This is a genomic window from Lactobacillus sp. (assembly GCF_051873315.1).
GTDB lineage: Bacteria > Bacillota > Bacilli > Lactobacillales > Lactobacillaceae > Lactobacillus.
Genome location: NZ_JBJEES010000094.1, coordinates 1 through 20011, shown reverse-complemented (window position 1 = coordinate 20011; position 20011 = coordinate 1). Strand labels below are relative to the sequence as shown.

The 20011-nt window shown below is 46.9% G+C and carries 16 protein-coding genes and 1 other annotated feature; of the genes, 8 read left to right on the top strand and 8 right to left on the bottom strand.

Features of this window, described 5'->3' with window-relative positions; genetic code table 11:
* The first annotated feature begins 14 nt into the window (after nt 1-14).
* From ACI32D_RS05685 to ACI32D_RS05670, 4 genes are all read left to right on the top strand, one after another.
* The gene (locus ACI32D_RS05685; protein ID WP_439775650.1) at nt 15-1007 is read left to right on the top strand and encodes an alpha/beta hydrolase; all 993 of its coding nucleotides are present in this window, start codon (nt 15-17) and stop codon (nt 1005-1007) included.
* A 7-nt stretch (nt 1008-1014) separates the two neighbouring features.
* Nucleotides 1015-1509 carry a cyclophilin-like fold protein gene (locus tag ACI32D_RS05680; protein WP_439775638.1) on the top strand — a complete coding sequence of 165 codons (495 nt, stop codon included), beginning with the start codon at nt 1015-1017 and terminating at the stop codon, nt 1507-1509.
* A gap of 28 nt (nt 1510-1537) precedes the next feature.
* Nucleotides 1538-2107: a sugar O-acetyltransferase gene (locus ACI32D_RS05675; RefSeq protein WP_439775637.1), complete on the top strand. Its 570-nt coding sequence runs from the start codon at nt 1538-1540 to the stop codon at nt 2105-2107.
* 145 nt (nt 2108-2252) lie between these two features.
* Nucleotides 2253-2624: a hypothetical protein gene (locus tag ACI32D_RS05670; protein ID WP_439775636.1), complete on the top strand. Its 372-nt coding sequence runs from the start codon at nt 2253-2255 to the stop codon at nt 2622-2624.
* A gap of 52 nt (nt 2625-2676) precedes the next feature.
* Here the strand turns inward: ACI32D_RS05670 and ACI32D_RS05665 are convergent, their stop codons facing one another.
* From ACI32D_RS05665 to ACI32D_RS05650, 4 genes are read right to left on the bottom strand one after another with little or no spacing between them, the layout of a single operon-like run.
* Nucleotides 2677-6429, bottom strand: a complete 3753-nt coding sequence (locus ACI32D_RS05665) for an SbcC/MukB-like Walker B domain-containing protein (protein WP_439775635.1) — start codon at nt 6427-6429, stop codon at nt 2677-2679.
* On the bottom strand, nt 6416-7414 hold the full coding sequence (locus ACI32D_RS05660; RefSeq protein WP_439775634.1) for a hypothetical protein: 999 nt from the start codon (nt 7412-7414) through the stop codon (nt 6416-6418). The genes ACI32D_RS05665 and ACI32D_RS05660 overlap by 14 nt, the downstream gene beginning before the upstream one ends.
* Nucleotides 7402-8922, bottom strand: coding sequence for a hypothetical protein (locus ACI32D_RS05655; RefSeq protein ID WP_439775633.1), 1521 nt, complete (start codon nt 8920-8922; stop codon nt 7402-7404). The genes ACI32D_RS05660 and ACI32D_RS05655 overlap by 13 nt, the downstream gene beginning before the upstream one ends.
* Nucleotides 8909-9973 (bottom strand): DUF2399 domain-containing protein, encoded by a 1065-nt coding sequence (locus tag ACI32D_RS05650; protein WP_439775632.1) that lies wholly within the window; start codon nt 9971-9973, stop codon nt 8909-8911. The genes ACI32D_RS05655 and ACI32D_RS05650 overlap by 14 nt, the downstream gene beginning before the upstream one ends.
* 359 nt (nt 9974-10332) lie before the next feature.
* Here ACI32D_RS05650 and ACI32D_RS05645 point away from each other — a divergent pair, with 359 nt between their 5' ends.
* The 3 genes from ACI32D_RS05645 to ACI32D_RS05635 all read left to right on the top strand — a co-directional run bounded on the left by ACI32D_RS05645 (nt 10333) and on the right by ACI32D_RS05635 (nt 12310).
* Nucleotides 10333-10911, top strand: a complete 579-nt coding sequence (locus ACI32D_RS05645; protein ID WP_439775631.1) for a histidine phosphatase family protein — start codon at nt 10333-10335, stop codon at nt 10909-10911.
* A 173-nt stretch (nt 10912-11084) separates the two neighbouring features.
* Nucleotides 11085-11786 carry a TIGR00266 family protein gene (locus ACI32D_RS05640; protein WP_439775630.1) on the top strand — a complete coding sequence of 234 codons (702 nt, stop codon included), beginning with the start codon at nt 11085-11087 and terminating at the stop codon, nt 11784-11786.
* 143 nt (nt 11787-11929) lie between these two features.
* On the top strand, nt 11930-12310 hold the full coding sequence (locus tag ACI32D_RS05635; RefSeq protein WP_439775629.1) for a VOC family protein: 381 nt from the start codon (nt 11930-11932) through the stop codon (nt 12308-12310).
* Nucleotides 12311-12361: 51 nt separating this feature from the next.
* Here the strand turns inward: ACI32D_RS05635 and ACI32D_RS05630 are convergent, their stop codons facing one another.
* Together ACI32D_RS05630 and ACI32D_RS05625 are read right to left on the bottom strand one after the other, a co-directional pair.
* Complete coding sequence (locus ACI32D_RS05630) at nt 12362-13267, bottom strand: proline-specific peptidase family protein (protein WP_439775628.1); 906 nt, start codon at nt 13265-13267, stop codon at nt 12362-12364.
* 30 nt (nt 13268-13297) lie between these two features.
* Nucleotides 13298-14917 (bottom strand): peptide ABC transporter substrate-binding protein, encoded by a 1620-nt coding sequence (locus tag ACI32D_RS05625; RefSeq protein ID WP_439775627.1) that lies wholly within the window; start codon nt 14915-14917, stop codon nt 13298-13300.
* A gap of 60 nt (nt 14918-14977) precedes the next feature.
* Nucleotides 14978-15193, bottom strand: a binding site (T-box leader).
* Nucleotides 15194-15342: 149 nt separating this feature from the next.
* Here ACI32D_RS05625 and ACI32D_RS05620 point away from each other — a divergent pair.
* On the top strand, nt 15343-16092 hold the full coding sequence (locus tag ACI32D_RS05620) for a class I SAM-dependent methyltransferase (protein WP_439775626.1): 750 nt from the start codon (nt 15343-15345) through the stop codon (nt 16090-16092).
* 61 nt (nt 16093-16153) lie between these two features.
* Here ACI32D_RS05620 and ACI32D_RS05615 read toward each other — a convergent pair whose 3' ends face one another.
* Together ACI32D_RS05615 and ACI32D_RS05610 are read right to left on the bottom strand one after the other, a co-directional pair.
* Nucleotides 16154-17968 carry an ABC transporter ATP-binding protein gene (locus ACI32D_RS05615; RefSeq protein WP_439775625.1) on the bottom strand — a complete coding sequence of 605 codons (1815 nt, stop codon included), beginning with the start codon at nt 17966-17968 and terminating at the stop codon, nt 16154-16156.
* Nucleotides 17961-20011, bottom strand: a 2051-nt coding sequence (locus ACI32D_RS05610) for an ATP-binding cassette domain-containing protein (RefSeq protein ID WP_439775624.1), incomplete at its 5' end; no start/stop codon positions are given. The genes ACI32D_RS05610 and ACI32D_RS05615, both read right to left, overlap by 8 nt.

Sequence of the window (20011 nt, the reverse complement as noted above, 5' to 3'; positions counted from 1 at the left end):
AGGCAAAAATCATGATGCAAACAGAAAAACTTAATCTGACTGAAGAATGGGACAAGGTCTTTCCTAAGAGCGACAAGGTTGACCACCAAAAGGTAACTTTCATCAACCACTTCGGCATTACTTTGGCAGCTGACATGTATACGCCAAAGGATGCCGCAGGCAAACTGCCAGCCATTGCCGTTGCTGGTCCTTTTGGGGCTGTCAAAGAACAATCAAGCGGCCTTTACGCTCAAGAAATGGCTGAAAGAGGCTTTTTGGCAATTGCTTTTGACCCATCTTACACTGGCGAATCAAGCGGCAGTCCAAGAGGCATCAATAGCCCAGACATCAACGTCGAAGACTTCCAGGCAGCGGTTGACTTTTTGTCAGTGCAAGACAATGTTGACCCAGAAAGAATCGGGATCATCGGGATCTGCGGCTGGGGCGGAATGGCTCTGCAGACGGCTGCAATTGACACCAGAATCAAGGCAACCGTAACCTCAACCATGTACGATATGTCCAGAGTGACTGGCAACGGCTACTTTGACGCGGATGACAATGAAGAAGCCCGCCACAAGATGAGAGTTGCCTTGAATGAGCAAAGAACTGCCGACTACAAGGCTGGCAGCTATGCCAAGGCCGGCGGGGTGGTTGACCCAGTTCCAGAAGATGCTCCGCAATTCGTCAAGGACTACCACGCTTACTACAAGACTCCGCGCGGCTACCACAAGCGCAGCGTCAACTCCAATGAAGGCTGGAACGTGACGACTTCTACTTCCTTGTTGAACACTCGCCTGTTTACCTACTCAAACGAAATCAGAAATGCCGTCTTGATGATTCATGGCGACAAGGCGCACTCATGCTACTTTTCAAAAGATGCTTACGCCAACATGATTAAGGACAGCAAGTACACCGACAACAAGGAATTGCTCTTGATCCCGGGGGCAAGTCACACTGACCTTTACGACCAAAAGGACATTATTCCTTTTGATAAGATCCAATCATTCTTTGACAAATACCTGAACTAGGCCAGAAATGAAAAAGCGGGCTAAGCGGCTGAAAAGTCTGCTGGTTGCTGGTGCTTCCCTTTTCCTTCTGACCGCCTGCGGCACAAGTGGCAGCCAGGAGCAGAGCGGCCGGAGCCAGAAATCAGCAAGCACTTCAGCAGTAAGGACCAGTTCAGCCAGACAAGGAGCAAAAATGCATTTGTATATCGGAAATAAGGAAATTCCAGTCAAATGGGAAAGCAATGACTCCGTTGCCGCACTAAAAAAGCTGCTTCCCTTGACCATCAGTATGTCGAAGTTTGGCGGCTTTGAGCAAGTAGGGAGTCTGGGCCATAAGATCGTCAGCAGCGATCGGCAGACCAAGACAAAGCCAGGCGATATCGTATTGTATTCGAGCAGGCAACTGGTCATGTTCTATGGTACTAATTCTTGGGCATACACGCGCTTGGGCCATATTGACCTAAGCAAAGAAGAAATCCGTGATCTGCTGGATCGGAACAATGTTACCGTAACCCTTAAATAGCAGGGCTTACGATGATTTTGAGGTAATAATGAAGCTGGAAGAATTTTTAGCATACGTAAACAGCGGGAAAAGGATTGTTGATCCTTCAGAAGAACTGGAATACAGCTCATATTTGACGCAAGAAGCCTTGAAGGTGACGATGGAGCTGAATAATGCTTATCACACCCCCGAAGAGGTGCAGAACTTGTTTGCCAAACTGACGAGTAGCAAGGTCAATCGCAGCTTGTCTTTGGTACCACCATTTTATACGGATTGCGGAAAGAACATCCATGTTGGAAAAAACGTGTTCATCAATACTGGCTGCACTATCCAGGACCAGGGCGGAGTCTATATTGGGGACGGTGCATTGATTGGCCACCATGCCATGATCGCGACTTTGAATCACGAGCAAGATCCAGCCAAAAGAGGGGAGCTGCTGCCAGCAGCAGTGCATATTGGCAAAAGGGTTTGGCTTGGCGCTAACGTCACTGTTTTGCCAGGCGTCACGATTGGTGATGGAGCGATTATCGCGGCTGGTGCAGTAGTGACAAAAGATGTTCCAGCCAGAACGATCGCGGCAGGTGTCCCGGCGCGCGTAGTGAAAGAAATAACTGAATAGAGGAGAGCAGCATTCTGGGAATAGGGATGCTGCTTTTTGTAATGTGTATTTTTCAAAAAAACATATTGTTTATACTAAAAAGATGTATAATGGACTTGACCAACAGAAGTTGACCGTGGTGTGTGATAGAAGGGGATGAGAAAAATTGTTTACACAGAAGCAAAAAACGATTGCCTATCGGGTATTAATGGCAATTTACCTGGTCGCTTTGGGGCCAAACTATACTTTTGGCTACGCAACGCAAGACAATCCAAGCAACAATTTCTTCTTGATTGCTAATTTGCTGTCGATTGTCGCGCTGATTCTGGCAGCTGTTTGGATTGACCGGCCGAAGTTTTTCAAGGCAGTGTCTGTTATGATGGTGATTGTGGTCATCTTGGCGGTAGTTCAGCTTGCCTTTCCAGGACAGTCGGCCTATGCAAGATATAGCAACGCTTGGGCAATCATTAATATTATCTGGGCTGTGTTAACCGTACTTTACCAAAAGCAGCAGCTTCAGATGAAGAAACACGCCTAGTTTTTCAGCCAAAAAGGCATGACTCCGTTAATTCGGAATCATGCCTTATTTTTTAGCGATTTTTTCTGACGATGCTCTGTTCTACAGAGATAAAGTGATTCTTGCCATCGACCGTGTGATCGATCAGGGTAAAGTAAGTCGTGTCCTTGCTGTTTTCTGGTACCGCAAGGCGGGCGTTGTAGCCAGTAGCGATAAAGTTGTCCGCAATATCGTAGATATTTTTCAGCAGCAGCTCTTGCTGTTCATCATCGATACCAGAGAAGGATTCGTCCATCAAGATGATCTTCGGAGCAAGCGGATTGCTCATCTTCTTTTCGTCCAGTTCCAAGACGATCAAAAGTGGTTCAAGGATCGCCCGGCTTCTTTGCCCTTCAGAGAAGGCATTAAGCTTCCGGTCAGTCATCTTTTCCGTGGCGTCACCAGCATGACGGCGGAAGCTGATGTTAAATCTGTACCATTTCTTGTAGTCAAATTCCTCATAGAAGTGGTCAACCAGCTCATCCCTGGTCATCTCATCGTTATTGTCCTTAATGTAAGTCCAGAAGCGGTCCATCAAGAGGGTAACCGCGTTCTGGCTTTCCGGACTGTCGATTGAAGTATTCCCAAAAGCTGCCAGGTAGTCCTTTCTGTAGTCTGGAATTTCACTGAAGCTGGTATAGAAGGAGATGTGGCTTGTCTGTTCCTTTTCCTTCAAGGACTTGTTGATCTGTTTTGTCAAAGTTGTCGCTTCAGCAGTGGCCTGGCGGATCTTTTGCAGAATCGTCGAGTTGTTAAGGTAGCGGGCCAGACGCTGAACCTCATCGTCAGCTGAAGCCTGGAATGATTCAAGCTGCTGGCGAATATCGTCATAGAGCTTGCTGAGCTCTAACTCCTGTTCACCGTAGTAGTAGTGAACTACTGCAATTTCATGCAACAAGTTTTGGACTTGAACAAGCAGGTAGTCGCTGAGTTCAATGTCTTCAAATTCCAAGCGTTTGCTGTTGTCGACCCGGTAGTCTGTTTCACCGTTAATGCTGTTAACGGCAATCATAGCCAGGTTGGCCTTATTTTGGTTGTTTGCCTTGACATGCTCACTGTTCCAGTCGTTAGGGGATGCATCCTTGACCTTTTCAGTTAAATTCAGTTTTTCCAGCAGATCAGTTACTGCCGCATATTCATGATCCAAATCTTCATAGGCTGCCTGCTTTTCTGGCAAATGTTCCTGGTAGTTGGTCAAGTTGTTGTTTTCTTGCTCCAACTTGAATCCAATTTCGGTAAGTTGTTTTTCAAGCTCCTTAAGCATTTGGTCCAGTTCTTCCTTTCTGGCCAGCTGCTTTTTAGTTTCTGGGTCATTCTGGATTTCTTCCAGTTGTTTTTCAAGAGTCTCAATCTGAGCTTTAATTTCAGTTAACCGGTCTTGCTTGTCTTGGACCTGCTTTGTTTTTTCAGATAATTCAGCGCGAGCTTGCATGATCCGGCTTTCAGCACTAGCCAGCCGGTCCTTTTGCTTAAGCAAGTCATTTTCTTGCATAATCCGCTGGATTTGCTTGTCCTGGTATTTGTCCCAGGCCAGACGGTAGTCAGCAAATTCCTTGCTCTCAGCTGGCAAATCAGGGCAGAGCTCGCTAGTAAGTTGTTCTTTTTGCCGGTGGAAGTCGGCTAACTGTACTTCCAGCTTTTCCTGCTTCTTTAAGCGTTTGTCTTGTTCATCTAGGGCATTATTATAGGCGATTTGTGCTTCGGTGACCTTGGCACTCTTCGGGAAAGCAGCAGGATCTGCTTGTTTAAACAGTTCTTGATAGCTGGCCAGCTTATCTGCCAGTTCCTCTAAGTGCAGCTTAACTTGATTAATTTCTTCCGTCAGTTGGGCAATCTGTCTTTCCCGTTCTTTTTGCCGGTTGCTTTCACCGATATGGGTGATCGCTGTGCCTTTCTCGCTATGCACCTTGACGCTGGCATAACTGATATGGCCGTCTTTAACCGCAACCGTTTGTAAAAAGGAGTTAACCCGATCATCTTGACTAACTAAGTAGTCGGCAAGAGTTGAGAGATCACCTTTATTTACATTGCTAGTATTGGCAGTAGAATTATCAGCTTCCAAGCCAGTCTTGATCTCCTGGCCATCAAAGATGGCATAGAGGAGGTTAGAATACTTTAAGTTGCTTTCCAGTTGCAACTGAAGGTCCCTTGGCACGCCGTCTTTAAAGTCAACCAGTTCAAAAAGCTGCTTGCCGTCTTGGAAATCTGCTGTCGTTTCCGGCTTTGGCCGCTCTTGCAGCTTTGCCAAGTCAGAGCTCAGTTGCTTTAACTGGGTCTTTTCAAGCCGAATGTCGTTTTTGGTCTCGGCGATAGCTTCTTGGTACTGACCTCTTGCATTTTCCACTAAATGCCGTCTGTCTTCATAGACCTCAAGGTCAAATTCTGCCACTTGATCAAAACTGATCTCTCTTTCCTTGAGCCAGGCGCTAGTCTCCTGATCCAGTTCAGCCAGGGCAGAGGCAATGTTATCCGTGTAGCTGGTCTCGTCAAAAGCCTTAATTTCTTTATTTACAATGTCTAACTTAGTAACCAACTCTTGGTTTTGTTTGGCCAATTTCTCCAGTTCTTCTAAAAGCTGCTTTTGCTTATTCAGCAACTCTTTAGCGTCTGGGTACTTTTCTTCAAAATCAGCTTGAACTTGATACTTGGCGAGCTCTGACTTGATCGTTGCCAGGCGGCCTTCAAGGATAACGAGAGCGTTCTTCTCTTTTCTTGCGTCCTCGGTATAAGCGAGCAAGCGCTCTTCTGCATTCTTGCGGTCCTTTTGGGCTGCTTCTAAATCTCTTTCCCGGTTTTCTCGCTCATTTTTAGTTTGATCGATCTCACGTGACAACTGGTCAAGGTTCTTAGCATCAATCACGGTCTGCAGAGCTTGCCGTTCACCTTCTTTAGCCTTTAAGTCCTGACTGACACTTGCCTGGTCACTCTCAAGTTTTGTGATCTTTTCCTCAGTTTCCGCAAGTTTAGTCTTTAACTTCTCAAATTGTTCCTGCTTCTGGCCCAACTCAGTTTTAGCCTTGCCGTAGAAGTTCTGGATCTGGGCCAGAGTTGGCTTGTTGGTCAGAGTTTCCCATTCTTCTGTCTTAGCCAAGGCATTGTTCAGCTTGTCCAGAGCAGCCTTTTTCTTCTCTTCTTCAACCATGGCCAGAGCGTTGTCGATGAAGTTTTCAACCGTTGCCCGGTTCGCGTAGTGGCTGAGATTTGGCAGGGCAGTCTTTAAGGCGCTGTCCAATTCAGCCGTGCTGCCAGTTTGCTTTAGTGGCGGCTTTTCAAAAGCAGCCAGGTGCTCAAAGTACTCCTGCATCTCGCTCTGTGAGGCAAAGCCAAAGAAGAGCTGGTTGATGGCATTTTGGTAGTCTGCCTGGGTCTCGTAGCGTCGTTCAACATATGGCTTAACGGCCCCGCGGAATTCCGGCCAGCTGGTCGAGTAGGGGAGATCATCACCTTTAACGCCTTGCTTTAAGACATAGTAGTAGTGGTTGGTGTTTGAACCATCGGCCGACTTGCTGTAAGCCAATAGCAGGGTCTGAATCAAATCGTCTGCCTTAAATTCAACCCAGGCAAAGCCAGCTTCACCGGCCTTGATGTAGTAGTCCAAACTTCTCTTGTTATCGACAACCCGCATGCTGCCTAAGAAGATCGTTGGGAAAAGGGAGAGCATAGTCGCGGTTTTCCCGGACCCGTTTTCCCCGTTAAATACAATCGACTGGGTATTGGCGTCAAAAGTCTGATTTCTGTAGTTGAAATAGTTGTAGAAACCAAAGCGGTTAAGCTTATAATTCGTCATCAGTCATTTCCTCATCTTTTACGATTAATCCGGTTAAAGAAGTGGTAAACCAGGTATCCTGTTCTTTAGTCAAAAGGCCGGTATCCTGCTCTTTAGAAAGCAGGCCAAAATAGGTCAGTTCATTCAAGAGTTCACTTACTTTCATCTTCAAGCCAGTTGATTTTTGTGATCCGGTCATGGTCTTGTAGCTGCCAGTCTGCTTGGCCAGGTTAACTAATTCTGGCAATTGAAAACTGCTCTGTCCGCTGTCGTTGATCAATTGGACCAATTCAACTGCCATGGCATCCAGCTTGCTTTGCACCGTGTTAGGGAAATCCAGTTGGGAATAGTTGAGCAGGATAAAATAGTCGTCAACGTTGACTAGCCGCAGGCCTTGCCTTGTTTCATGATTAAAAAAGGGTTCAAAAGAATTCTGCAGGTAGTTGTATTCGTTTTTGCCCATGTTTTCCTTACGGAAGAAGCCGTTCAACAGAAGTTCTTGCCGGGCAAGATCATTGCCAGTCTGCATCCCTTTCTCCAAATCAATCGGATCTTGTGGCTTTGGCTGCTTGGTCAAGACATACAGGGAGTCCTTGTCATCCTGGTCCCGGAGCTCAATCACTCCGTCATTTTCCAGCTTGGCAATGACTGGCTTCAAGTACTTGGACAGTTCCACTGAACTTGCTTCTGACAGATTTTCTTTGTCATTAATATAAGCCACGATATCCTGATAGAGGATGGTCATGCCTGTTTGCAGGCTGGATAATCTTGCTAAAGTTTCATAGTAGACCCGGTATAAGAGAGGATCGGCCTGGACACGCTTGTCAGCCTCAATGCCAACCGGCCGGGTCTTGGAGTAAGCCCGCAGATGCAGGTCCTGGTCCAAGACCAAATTGAACTTGTCTTTCAAATATTTGCTGATTGCCAGGCGGTTTTGCCTGATATAAGCGGTCGTCTTGCCAGCCAGAAGATTCGGCATGACCTGGCTCCAGTCTATTTCTGCCATCTGCTTTTTACCTCCAGTCTGCAATTGCATAAAATCAAGCTCTGTTTCGGTGATTCAATGGTCATGTTTTCCGTTTGGAATTGCTTGACCAGAAGATAGTCGCCAGTCGTAGCGCTGGCACTTAACAAGTCACCATCAGCTGAGAAGCGGTAGTCAAAATGACTTTGCCCCAGCAGCTTTTGTAAAAAGGCAAACTCTTCGTCTGTCAAATTAGTTAACGGCTTATTGATCAGATTTTGTCCAAGCTGGGCCTGCTTGGCTTTTTCCGCCGCGTGCCGCTTTTGCTCAGCTGCAAGTTCAGCTTTTTCCTTATCTGTCAGTTCCATGGACCGGGCCAGTTTCACTTCGGCCCGCTTGCGCTCTTTTGGCGTAAAGTTGTAGTGGATCTTCTCATCATCCAGGCTGTAATTGGCGTGCTTGGACATGTACCAATGGTGGTAGACAGGCGTGCCTTCATATTGATCAAAAAGGAGGGCCATTTCCTGGGCCGTCATGCCAGTTTGAAAGCTCTGAGCCTGGGCTAAAAAGCGTTCAGCCCGCTCCTTGCTGACCTGGATTTCCCGATTTTGGGAGATAAGGTCGATCAAGGCAAAGAACATGTCGCTCAAACGGTCTAAAAGGCTGGCGTAGAGGCCGCTGCCATCCCGTTCACTTTGGGCAATGTCTGCGATATTGCCAGCCATGATTTCGGATAATTCGTCGCTAGTTTTAGTAGCGTTGAAGGCAAGGAGCTCATCGGCCAGGGGCTGGTAAAAGAGCTTAGGACCAATCTTTGTCTGGCTTTCTTCCAAAGCAAAAATTGCTTCCAGGACTTCTGGGATCTTACTTTCAACCTTGTCGAGCACTTCCTTGACTACATCCCGCAACTTAAACAATTCCTGGTTCAAGTCGCCAGTGGTATTTGCGTCAGTTTCCAGACGGAAGACCTGCATGTTCAAGTCGTGGATGTTGGTCGCAAAGCTGTCGATCCGGTTCTTCAGCCGATTATAGATACCATTGTTGTAGCCAAAAGACAAGTCATAAAGGGAGATACCATCTTTAAAAAGCTGCTGCTTCAATTCCAAATTCTCTGGATCTGTCAGCAGTCCCTCAAGACTTTCCTTTAATTCCCGTAAATTCTTGATCAGTTCATCGGTTTCCGTCATGGACAGGGATTCTCTGATCTGCTTTTGCAGGTTGGCGATCTTATCAAAAGCCTGGAAGAGCTCCATACTTTCACTGGTTAAGGCATAAGCCGTGGTTTGCATGGCTTCCTTCATCGACCGGGCCTTAGCCTGGTTGGTTAAGGGGATCGATTTTAAGTTCTTGCTCTCTGACAGCTTTTTGAGGATTTTAGTGACTTCGTCATAGTCGGCTGAAAGCTGCTCACTAAGCTGGAGGGGAGTGTATTCGCCCATGGGGTGGCTGTTTAAATAGACGACAATGTCCCGGGCCAGGCCTGAGGCGGACACGGCTTTTAAAAATCCGTCCGCTTGGGACATGAAGCTTTGGTTATCATAAAAAATCATGGATGGCCTCTTCAAAAATCACGCGTTTCTTTTTCTGGATCTCATTCAGCAGCTGCTGCAAATCTGGATTTTCTACTTCCTTGATCTGCTTGTCTTTTGCCGGCGGGACGCTGGCTTGGTAGTGCTCTTTATAGGTCTTCAGATCCATATTAAGAAGGTGAATCTCTGGGAATTCTAATAAAAGATTGTCTGCAATTTTGATACCGCTTTGGTCTAAATCACCCGAATAATAAAGCTGGCAGGAATTTGTAAGCAGGCGCTTGATCAGCTTTTTCGTGGCAAGGTTGACCTGTCCGCCCGTGCAAACGAAAGCCCGGTTAGGAAACTTACTGGCCAGTGCAGTAGTCACGCCAGAGTTTTCATGCAGGTAAACCTTGATCTTTTCCGGTAAAACAATTGTGTCAATATCCGGCAGGGCAATAATGTCGTAGGTCAAAGGAGTGTCCAGCAGGTTAGCGGTCATCGCGAAATTGTAGAGCTGGTCAGGATAGACGTTGAAGTCTTCTAAAGTTGCTTCTTCGCCTAGCTGGGCTTGGATGATTTTTTCCAAAAGGCCGCGGCCCCGTCTTCCCCGGTCAAAGGCATGGGGATCACCTAGTACTTGCAAGGCAAAGGTAGGCAGCAGGACTCCTTCGGCTGGCCTCTCCCAGGCCTTTGCCATCTTTTGGTAAAAGGGGAGGTCGCTGATAATCTGTTTCTCTGAGAAATTTTCGGCAAGAAAAGCCGCATAAGCTGGAGCTAGGTCTTCTTTGAACTTGTTTAATTTAAGCTGGTCAACCTTGGCTTTCTTCTTTCTCTTGTCTTTTTTAGAGAGCAGGGGGCCGTATTTGTCTTCCAGTTCTTGATAAACTTCAGCTGGGCTCACGTCATATTGCTTAAAAATTTTGTAGCAAGGGATGCTGTAATTGCCGTCTTTATCAAGTTTGGCCTTAGTCAACAGGCCGAGGTCGAGCAGGTCATCCTTGGTCAATGTAATCCGCCAATTTTTAAGCTGCTGGTCTTCGCCTTTTTCAAGATAGAGGTCTCTGGTCAGAGCAAGCCAATCGATCATGAATTTCGTTCCTTTTCCTTCTAAGCTGTTTCAGTTTAACTGCTGAATAATCTAGGCATGATGCTTTGTCATTTCCATGATACCAGATAGGGCGGGGCTTTAGCGGGAAAAGAGGATCTTCTTTATGATTCCATCGCTTCGGATCCAGAATATGCGAAAAGGCCAAGAAATTAAAGAGGGGGGCAAGTTGAATTTAGTCTGGCCCATAAGGCTATTTTTACAGTGCAAATATAGTGTAAAAAGCTTGATATATCAAAGTTTACGCTACTTTGTTTACCGAAGATTTTTCCATTAGCTTTCAAAAAATGTTATAATTTTCTTTGAAAGCGCTATAGAAATGTGAAAAGGAGCAAACTTAAATGGAAAAAATCTTGTATCTCATGCGTCATGGGCAAACACTATTCAACCTTGAACACAAGATCCAGGGTTGGTGCGACTCACCATTAACTGAATTGGGGATCAACCAGGCCAAGATCGCTAGTCGCTACTTTACAGACAACAAGATCCAGCTGGACCACTGCTATTCAAGTACCAGTGAACGTGCCTGTGATACCTTGGAGTTAGTAACCGGCGGCAAGCTGCCTTATACCCGGCTCAAAGGAATCAAGGAATGGAATTTTGGCCGCTTTGAGGCGATGGATGACTTTTTGAATCCACCTGTTCCTTATGGAGACTTCTTCGTTAAGTTTGGCGGGGAAAGTCAAGACGGGGTCAGTGAAAGAATAACTAGGACTTTGAGCGATGTCATGGAGCAAGAAGATCACCATTCGGTTTTAGCAGTATCTCACGGCGGTGCTCTGGCCTGCTTCTTACGCTACAACAAGCTTCCCATTGACCATCATATTGGCAACTGCACTATCCTCAAGCTGAAGTATGAAGATGGTCACTTTGCCTTGCTTGACTGGATTGATCCTAATTTCAGCGAACTCGAAAAGTAGTCACCCAGATGCAAAAATTTTCTTATTAAACATTTGGCATCCCTTTTCTTTGCTTTTTTAACAGTAATTGTTTTTGCGAGAAAAAGCCCTTTCTTGATATAATATAGACAAGGAAGAAATTTTGAACATAAATATCATATTTTGCGAAAGCAATAGAAAAGCAGAGGGACATCATGAAATACGAATTGAGCGGCGGGAATACTTGCCCATTAGCAACTGTAACCCTCGATAAGGGAGAAAGCATCAAAGTCGAAAACGGTGCCATGGTCTACATGAAAGATGTTACCATCGCCGGGAAGATGAACTCCAGCAAGAAAGGCTTGGGCGGCTTGCTCGGCGCGATTGGCCGGAGTTTGACCAGTGGTGAAAGCATGTTTATCACCCAGGCAACTGGTGATGAGGATGGCGGACAAATTGGGGTTGCACCAGCAATTCCTGGCAAGATTGCAAAGCTTTCCGTTGGCAAGCAGCAGTACTGCCTAAACACTGGGGCATTTTTAGCAAGTGATGACAGCGTCAGCTACAAGATGCAAAAACAAAATTTTAGCAAGGCTGCCTTTGGGGGAACCGGTGGTTTCTTCGTAATGCAGACTGAAGTCGAAGGCGACATGTTGGTTAACGCCTTTGGTGACCTGGTAGAACTGACCGTGACCAGCGATAAGCCGATCTCAATCGACAATGAACATGTCGTTGCCTGGGATGCAAACCTTGACTACGACATTAAAGTAGCCTCGGGGATGTTTGGCTTTACCTCAGGTGAAGGCCTGGTCAACCACTTTACCGGGGATGGCAAGGTTATCATCCAAACTCGTAACTTGCATTCACTAGCAGAAGCCTTGCAACCTTTTATTGTTGACAAGGAAAGTAACGATTAAAGAAAACGGGATCGGCGTAGCTGATCCCGTTTCTTGCTCACTAAAGGAAATGATTTTTTCACAAAACTATAAAATTGTTTTAAGCGCTGGCTTATGATAAATTACTAGTAAAGATATTACTCAAAATGGAGGATCCCCAAAAAATGTTCAATCAAGTCGAAATCATGCTCTACGTGAGTGACCCGGAAAAATGTGCTAAGTTTTGGACTGACCAAGTTGGCTTTGCTTTAAAGGAAGAAGGCGAAGGCCCGGACCAAAGCAAGACCTACCTGCTGGCAGCCAGCGACAATGCAGATGCCAGCCTGCGCTTGTTTGACCGGGAAGTAATTGCCAAGTACTCACCAGAACTTGACCTGGCTACTCCATCACTGCTTTTCAGCTGCGAAGACGTGAAGGAAACTCGCCAAAAGTTGCTGGATAAGGGCGTCACCGTTGGTGATGTCGTTGATATGGGCAGTGCTGAAACTTGCAACTTCGCGGACCCAGAAGGCCATTACTTTGCCTTTAAGAGTATGAAGAAGTAATATATTTTCAAGCAAAAGACCGTCACGATTGTGACGGTCTTGTTGTTTCCTCTATTCATTATTGGCAAACTTACCAGCTTCAACATCGCTGATGAACTTATATAAGGAAGAAAAGAATGCCTTAGGATTATCAATGTGGTGGCAGTGACCGCCATCTGGCGTCACAACCATCCGTGAGTTTTTCAAAGTCTTGTGCATCCGGCGGACAGCGTCAAGGGGCATGGTGTCAAATTCACCAACCGTTAGGAGGGTAGGGAGGGTAATCTGACCCAAGCGGTCTCTGAAATCCCACTCAGTTAACTTACCGACCATCATGAATTCATTATTGCCTTGGAAGTAATTGTATACTTGTGTATTCGTCGTGCTAACAACGTGCCGGCTTCCATTTTCCGGGTGACGGATCAAGTAAACGGAGTAAAGCTTGGCAACCAGTTCCTGGTACATGGCATCGTCAAAATTTTCTTCTGCTTCGCATTCCCGCATGTATTCCACTTGAGCCGGGCTGAACATTTCATCTCTTTCCCGGTTGATGTTCTCCGTGTACTCATCCAAATTATCAATCATCGATTCAATAATAACGGCCTTGAGGTGTTGGCCATACTTGACCGCGTATTCCTGGGCCAGTAGACCGCCCCAGGAGTGCCCTAACAGGTAGAAGTCTTCCAAACCGAGCTTCTGGCGGACTTCCTCAAGTTCATCAACAAAGTAGTCAATGTTTAAATACTTACGGTTTTCCTCTTTCGAAAAATCTGGTTGATCTGACCAGTACGAACCTAATTGATCGTAAGAATAAACCTCAACGCCTTTGCCAGCTAAGCCATTCTTGAAATTGTCAAAGTCTTCATGGTTGTCACCAGGTCCGCCGTGTACACAGAGTAACTTGACCGGGCCTTCGTTGACCTTGCGGGTAAAAAGGTGATAGCCATTGTCTAAAGTAACGATTCTCGTTTGATCCATGATTTTCTCCTTCAGTCAAATATTCTCTTGTTACTTGAAATATGCTCTCGTGTAGTCAACCATGCCAACCTTGTGCCAAAGTACACCCTTTAAGTTGGAGTTTACCAGGTGGTCTTCAACCATGGTGTAAAGCGGAAGAACAGGGTAATCTTGATTCATTTGCTCTTGTGCCTTTAACAGGTGGCTGAAGTAGACTGATCTGGTCGCGGCATTCTTTCTAGCTTGGCTAAGCTCATTGTTGTAAGCGGCACTAGCGTATTTACCGTAATTGTGGCTGTTGGTCTTTTCCAAAGTCTGCAGTTCGCTGTATGGGTCAGCGTAGTCATTCAGCCAAAGTGACAGGTAAAGGTCGTACTTGCCGTTGGCTACCAGATTGTAAGCTGACTTGGACGGCAGGTTCTTAACCGTGACCTTTAAGCCTGGCAGCTTGCTTTCCAGCTGCGACTGCAGGAATTCACTGACATTCTTGTCAGTAGTCGTGTCACTTGCCACCAGGGTCAATTCAACCTTTGACTTGCCTAGTTGCTTTAAACCAGCTTGCCAGAGCTTTTTAGCCTTGGCAACATTGTAAGTTTCTTTTGGCTGAGCAGCTGCAGCGAAGTCTTTACCACTGGATGGATCCTTGGCGGCGTTTGGTGCTGAGAAGGTGTAGGAAGGTTTTGAACCATCGGCCAAAACCTTTTTGGACAGTTGAGTACGGTTAACAGCCAAGTAGAGGGCTTGCCGGAGTTGTTTGTTGGCAAGAGTAGCACCTTTAGCCATATTCAGATTTACGAAGTTGTTGCCCGACCGGTAGAGATGGTACAGGTTCTTGTTATTTTGCAGGCCTTGTGCCGTCGTACCGGAAACTACAGCGTCATCTAAGCTTCCTTGCTGGAAGAGCTGGTGGGCAGTGTTTGAGTCTTTGATGACTTGGTAATTAAGCTTTTGCAGCTTGACAGCGTTTTTAGCGTAGTAGTATGGGTTCTTGACGGCAGTCCACTTTTCGCTGGTGTTGGTCCACTTGGTGACCTTGAAGGCCCCGTCAAAAGCAGTATATTTAGCAGCCGTACCATATTTGGCACCATATTTTTTAACCAGGCGGGTGTTTTGCGGATAAAAGGCAGGCATAACCATCTTGTCGATGAAGGTCGGTTCTGGATTTTCAAGCTGCACGACCAGTTTATACTTGCCAACGGCTTTGACGCCTAAGCTACTGACCGCTTTTTTACCTTGAGAGATCTGGTCAGCATTCTTAATATTGCTGAAGATGTAGTTATAGCCAGACATTGCTTTGGGAGAAACGCCTTTTCGCCAGGCAGTCACAAAGTCTTGCGCGGTTACAGTGTCACCATTTGACCATTTGGCATTGTGCCTCAGATTGAACGTGTAGGTCTTACCATCACTGGATTTATGATAGCTAGTGGCAACCGCGGGAACTGGCTGGTCATTTTTATCTGAACGGTAAAGGCCGGCCATAGTTTGCACCAAAGTGTCCCATTGAGGGATTGAGGCAGTCACAGAGGTATCGAGGGAGCTGACTACATCAGTCTCCATCAAGTTCAGACTTGTTTTGGTGTTGGATGCTTGGGAATTGTTATTGCCGCAGGCAGCCAGCGTGCAAGCTGACATGCCAAGTAGTGCAACTGTTGCCATTTTTCTAACTTTCATTTGTGTTCCTCTTTTCATCTTTCATGGAAAAGAAAAGCGCCCCACTGGATCAAATCGATCCAATAGGGCGCTATTAGCGCGGTACCACCTATTTTCGCCGTTAGGCCTTCACGCACAGATAATGCGCTGCCGCTTTAAGGGGCGGACCCCGAAACCACTAATATCGCAGTTTCCGCTCAAAGGTGATTTTCGCACTTGGTCTGACTGCTTCTTCACACCAACCAGAAGCTCTCTGCAGGTCTCGCCAAAACTACTTTTCCTTTTCAAAGCAATGTTGTTTTGATTTCATGTCTCTTATCTTAATCCTAAATCTGAGAAAGTCAACAGTAAAATGGCAAAAAAGTTAAACTAAAGTTATAAGTGCTGGAAAGGAAATTAACCCTTTGTTAAACTAAAAGTGTTAATTACGTGGAGGAAAAACAATCATGAATTACCAAGACATCAACGCTGAAACGATCGACCGCTGGGTCAAAGAAGGCTGGGAGTGGGGCCAGGCAATCGACCACGAAACCTTCCAAGCCGCTAAAGAGGGAAAGTGGGAGATCAAGCTGACCCCTGTAAAATACGTTCCTCACAGCTGGTTTGGCGATCTTAAAGGCAAAAAAGTCCTTGGCCTAGCCAGCGGGGGTGGCCAGCAAATGCCAATCTTGACTGCCTTAGGGGCAAAATGCACAGTCCTGGACTATTCTGACCAGCAGCTGGAAAGTGAGCGCCTGGTTGCCGAGCGTGAAGGCTACGATATCGACATTGTCAAAGCCGACATGACCCAGCCTTTGCCTTTTGCTGATGAAAGCTTTGACATGATTATCCAGCCAGTTGCTAACTGCTATGTTGAAGAAGTCAAACCGATCTGGAAAGAATGCCACCGGGTCTTGAAAAACGGCGGAGTCCTCTTGGTCGGTCTGGACAACGGGATCAACTACTTGTTTAATAGCGATGAAGAAAAGTATGTCGTTAACTCCTTGCCTTTTAATCCATTGAAAAATCCTGACCAGATGCAGCAGCTGGAAAAAGATGATTCTGGCGTCCAGTTCTCTCATACCTTGGATGAACAGATTGGCGGCCAGTTGGAAGCGGGCTTTACTTTGACAAATCTCTATGAAGATACCAATGGTGAAGGCCGCCTGCACGAATTGAATATCCCGACTTTCATCGCGACCAGAAGCGTGAAATAGCAAAAGCCACCAAGTTTGACCTTGGTGGCTTTTTCCTGTATCCAAATGATTAAATATATTCTTATTCTTCGCCATGTTCAAACTGTGACTGGTAAAGGTCAGCGTAGAAGCCCTTCTTTGCCATCAAGCTGTCATGGCTGCCAACTTCAACGATATCCCCGTCCTTCAAAACGATAATGCTGTCTGCATCCCTAATCGTAGATAAACGGTGGGCAATAACAAAGGCCGTCCGTCCCTGCATCAGCCGGTCCATCCCTTGCTGAATCAAGAGTTCCGTCCGCGTGTCAACTGAAGACGTAGCTTCGTCTAGAATCAAGATCTTTGGATTCTTGACGAAAGCCCGGGCAATCGTCAGCAGTTGCTTTTGCCCGGCAGAGATATTGCTGGACTCTTCGTTAATCATGCTGTCATAGCCCTCTGGCATCTGTTCGATAAAGTGGTCAGCATGGGCATCAATTGCTGCCTGCCGCAATTCCTCATCACTGGCATTGAGATTCCCGTAGCGGAGGTTTTCCTTGATCGTGCCGTTGAAGAGCCAAGTATCCTGCAGGACCATCCCAAACATGGACCGGAGGTCTGACCGCTTCATCTTGCTGATGTCTTTGCCGCCAATCATGATCTTGCCGCTGTTTAACTCGTAAAAGCGCATCAAGAGTTTGACCAGGGTGGTCTTGCCGGCCCCAGTAGGCCCGACGATAGCAATCTTTTGCCCGGCAGAAACATCCAGGCTGAAGTCCTTGATGATGATCTTGTCTGGATTGTAGCCAAAGCGGACATGGTCAAAAGTCACATCGCTTGGCAGCTTAGCTACTTCCGCAGATGAAATTTCGACCTCTTCTTCCGGCATTTCTTCAGCTTCCAGGAAGTCAAAGACACGTTCACTGGCCGCTGCCGTTGACTGCAGCATGTTCATGATCTGAGCCATCTGGGAAATCGGCTGGGTAAAGCTCTTGACGTATTGGATAAAGGCTTGAATGTCACCAATCGTAACCACGCTGTTTACTGCTAAAAAGCCACCCACGATACAGATTGCTACGTAGCCGATATTGCCGATCAAGTTGGAAATCGGCATCATCAAGGAGCCGAAGAACTGGGACTTCCAGCCGGAAGTGTAAAGCTCGTCATTGTACTTTTTAAAAGTTGCCACCGAGGCAGCTTCACCGTTAAAGGCCTGGACGATCTGGTGGGCCCCGTACATTTCTTCAATGTGACCATCCGCGTCACCCAGAGACTTTTGCTGGCCGATATAGTACTTTTGTGACCGGCTCATGACAATACCAAGTATGCCGAAAGTTACTGGCAATATCGCTAAAGCAATCAAGGTCAGCTGCCAGGAGATCGAAAACATCATGACCAGAACGCCAACCACCGTCACGGTTGAAGTAATGATCTGGGCCATGGATTGGTTGAGCGACTGGGCGATCGTGTCCACGTCGTTGGTTATCCGGGACAAGATATCACCACTGGGATGCTTGTCAAAAAAGCTGAGCGGCAGACGGTCGATTTTTTCCGCGATATCTTTTCGCAAGGAATAGGCGACCTTCTGGGAAATGCCCGAGGTAATCCAGCTTTGCACGTAGTTGAAAAGCATGGACAGGAGATAAAGGCCCAGGAGAAGCAGCAGAATCTTGTTGATGTAGGTAAAATCGATTCCCCCAGTATTCTGGATCTTGGCGCTGATCCCGGCGATCAGCTTGTCAGTTGCCTTTGATAAAATTTTTGGCCCAATAATGGAGAAGATGGTCGAAGCGATCGCGAAGATCACTACCACCAGTAAAGACCAGTAATATGGCTTAAGGTAGCGGAATAATCTGGCAAAAGTGCCGGAAAAGTCTTTTGCTTTTTCATTGCCTCTTGCGTTGCCATGGTTATGCATCGGCTAATTCCTCCTTTGAAAGCTGTGAGTAGGCAATTTCTCGGTAGACCTGGCAATTCTTGAGCAGGTCTTGGTGCTTGCCCTTGCCGACAATCTTGCCTTCATCCAAAACGATGATCTGGTCGGCATCCATAATTGACGCGATCCGCTGGCCAACCAAAAGAACCGTCTTCTTTTCCTTGGCAGCCATCTTAGTCAGTTCCCGGCGGACCTTGGCGTCAGTCTTAAAGTCCAGGGCACTGAAGGAATCATCAAAGACCAGGATCTCCGGGTCCTTGGCCAAAGCACGGGCGATTGCCAACCGCTGTCTTTGTCCACCGGAAACGTTGCTGCCGCCTTGGGCGATAGGGGCGTCCACTTTGCCTGGCAGGCGGTCAACAAATTCCTCTGACTGCGATACCCGCAAAGCTTCTTCTAAATGCGAATCATCCTTCGCCCCGTATAAGACATTGGACTTAACCGTCCCGGTCAAAAGCTGCCCTTTTTGCGGCACTAAACCGATCCGCTCCCGCAAGTCTTGCAGGTTGTAATCCTTAACGTCAGTTCCGTCAACCATGACTTTACCGTCAGTTGCATCATAAAAGCGGGGGATCAAGTTAATTAAGCTGGACTTGCCAGACCCGGTTGATCCGATAAAGGCCGTCGTCTTGCCGGCCGGGGCAGTGAAGCTGATATGCTCCAAGGCTGCTTCCTGGCTGCCTGGGTAAGTGAAGGTTACATCGTCAAAGACAACACCCGTATTTACCTTGCCTGACTTGCATTCAGCTGGAGATTCAATTTGTGGTTCTGTTTCCAGGACTTCCGCCACCCGGCCAGCTGAGATGCTGGCCCGGGGGATAAAGATGGCAATCATGGCGACCATCAAGAAGGCCATGATGATCATCATCGCGTATTGCACGAAGGCCATCATTTCGCCAATTTGCATCTTACCCAAGTCGATCTGCTTGGCGCTAGCATAAACGATTACCAGAGTAACTGCATTCATGATGAACATCATGATCGGCATCAAGGCTGACATGACCCGGTTGGTAAAGAGGTTGACCTTGGTCAAATTGCGGTTTGACTCATCAAAGCGGTCTTCACTGACTTTTTCATTGCCAAAGGCCCGAATGACCAGCATCCCGGTCAAGTTTTCCCGCATAGAGAGGTTCAGTTTGTCGATCAGCTTTTGGACAATCTTGAACTTCGGCATAGCCAGGCCCATGGTAATCATGAGGATGACTAAAATCAGCAAAACGACTAAACCGATGATCCAAGTCATCGATGGGGAGGAATCCAAAGCATGCAGGAGGGCCCCGATGCCTAAGATCGGCGCGTAAGCCACCATCCGGATCATCAAAACAATGACCTGCTGGATCTGAGTAATGTCATTGGTTGACCGGGTGATTAAGGAAGCGGTTGAAAAGCGGTCCATTTCCGTATTGGAGAAGGATTCGACTTTTTTAAAAAGGGCCAGCCGCAAGTCCCGGGCAACGCCGGCCCCGACTCTGGAAGCTAAAAGCCCAGCCAGGATCGTTACGACGGAACCAAGAAGGGCAATGCCCAACATCTTCAGACCTGCATTTTTAATGTAGCTGGTCTGCAGCTTGCTGGTTGAAGCACCAAGGCGCTTGTATTCCAGTTTGACCGCCCGGCCGCCAGCCATGTTCATGGTGCTGGTCCCCATCTTCTTCATCTGCTTGTCGATAGAGTCAAAAATCTTCTGCTTTTGTTTTGCACTCATCTGCTTGAAGAAGTAGGCCAGGTCCTTTTTCTGGTAAGCAGCTTCCATTTCGGCGATCTGCTTTTTTGCCGTATCCAGCTGAGCCTTCATTTTTACGGCTTGCGGGCTGGTCGGGGCAACTTTAGCTATTTGCTGATAAGCTTTTTCACCCTTGGCGTATTTGTCTTTGGCAGTCTTGATGCCCTTGGAGATATTCTTAAGGAACTTTTTGCTGGTAGATGAGTTCTTATTTCCCGTGAGGGTGTAGTAGAGGATCACCCCCCGCAGCATGGCCTTATTCAGCTTGTCTCTGTCCACATTTTTCTTTAAGACATAGAGAT

What these genes read in the sequence shown, in the direction of transcription:
- ACI32D_RS05685 (WP_439775650.1), top strand. Translation starts at nt 15, where the DNA reads ATGCAAACAGAAAAACTTAATCTGACTGAAGAATGGGACAAGGTCTTT.
- ACI32D_RS05680 (WP_439775638.1), top strand. Translation starts at nt 1,015, where the DNA reads ATGAAAAAGCGGGCTAAGCGGCTGAAAAGTCTGCTGGTTGCTGGTGCT.
- ACI32D_RS05675 (WP_439775637.1), top strand. Translation starts at nt 1,538, where the DNA reads ATGAAGCTGGAAGAATTTTTAGCATACGTAAACAGCGGGAAAAGGATT.
- ACI32D_RS05665 (WP_439775635.1), bottom strand. Translation starts at nt 6,429, where the DNA reads ATGACGAATTATAAGCTTAACCGCTTTGGTTTCTACAACTATTTCAAC.
- ACI32D_RS05660 (WP_439775634.1), bottom strand. Translation starts at nt 7,414, where the DNA reads ATGGCAGAAATAGACTGGAGCCAGGTCATGCCGAATCTTCTGGCTGGC.
- ACI32D_RS05655 (WP_439775633.1), bottom strand. Translation starts at nt 8,922, where the DNA reads ATGATTTTTTATGATAACCAAAGCTTCATGTCCCAAGCGGACGGATTT.
- ACI32D_RS05650 (WP_439775632.1), bottom strand. Translation starts at nt 9,973, where the DNA reads ATGATCGATTGGCTTGCTCTGACCAGAGACCTCTATCTTGAAAAAGGC.
- ACI32D_RS05645 (WP_439775631.1), top strand. Translation starts at nt 10,333, where the DNA reads ATGGAAAAAATCTTGTATCTCATGCGTCATGGGCAAACACTATTCAAC.
- ACI32D_RS05640 (WP_439775630.1), top strand. Translation starts at nt 11,085, where the DNA reads ATGAAATACGAATTGAGCGGCGGGAATACTTGCCCATTAGCAACTGTA.
- ACI32D_RS05635 (WP_439775629.1), top strand. Translation starts at nt 11,930, where the DNA reads ATGTTCAATCAAGTCGAAATCATGCTCTACGTGAGTGACCCGGAAAAA.
- ACI32D_RS05630 (WP_439775628.1), bottom strand. Translation starts at nt 13,267, where the DNA reads ATGGATCAAACGAGAATCGTTACTTTAGACAATGGCTATCACCTTTTT.
- ACI32D_RS05625 (WP_439775627.1), bottom strand. Translation starts at nt 14,917, where the DNA reads ATGAAAGTTAGAAAAATGGCAACAGTTGCACTACTTGGCATGTCAGCT.
- ACI32D_RS05620 (WP_439775626.1), top strand. Translation starts at nt 15,343, where the DNA reads ATGAATTACCAAGACATCAACGCTGAAACGATCGACCGCTGGGTCAAA.
- ACI32D_RS05615 (WP_439775625.1), bottom strand. Translation starts at nt 17,968, where the DNA reads ATGCATAACCATGGCAACGCAAGAGGCAATGAAAAAGCAAAAGACTTT.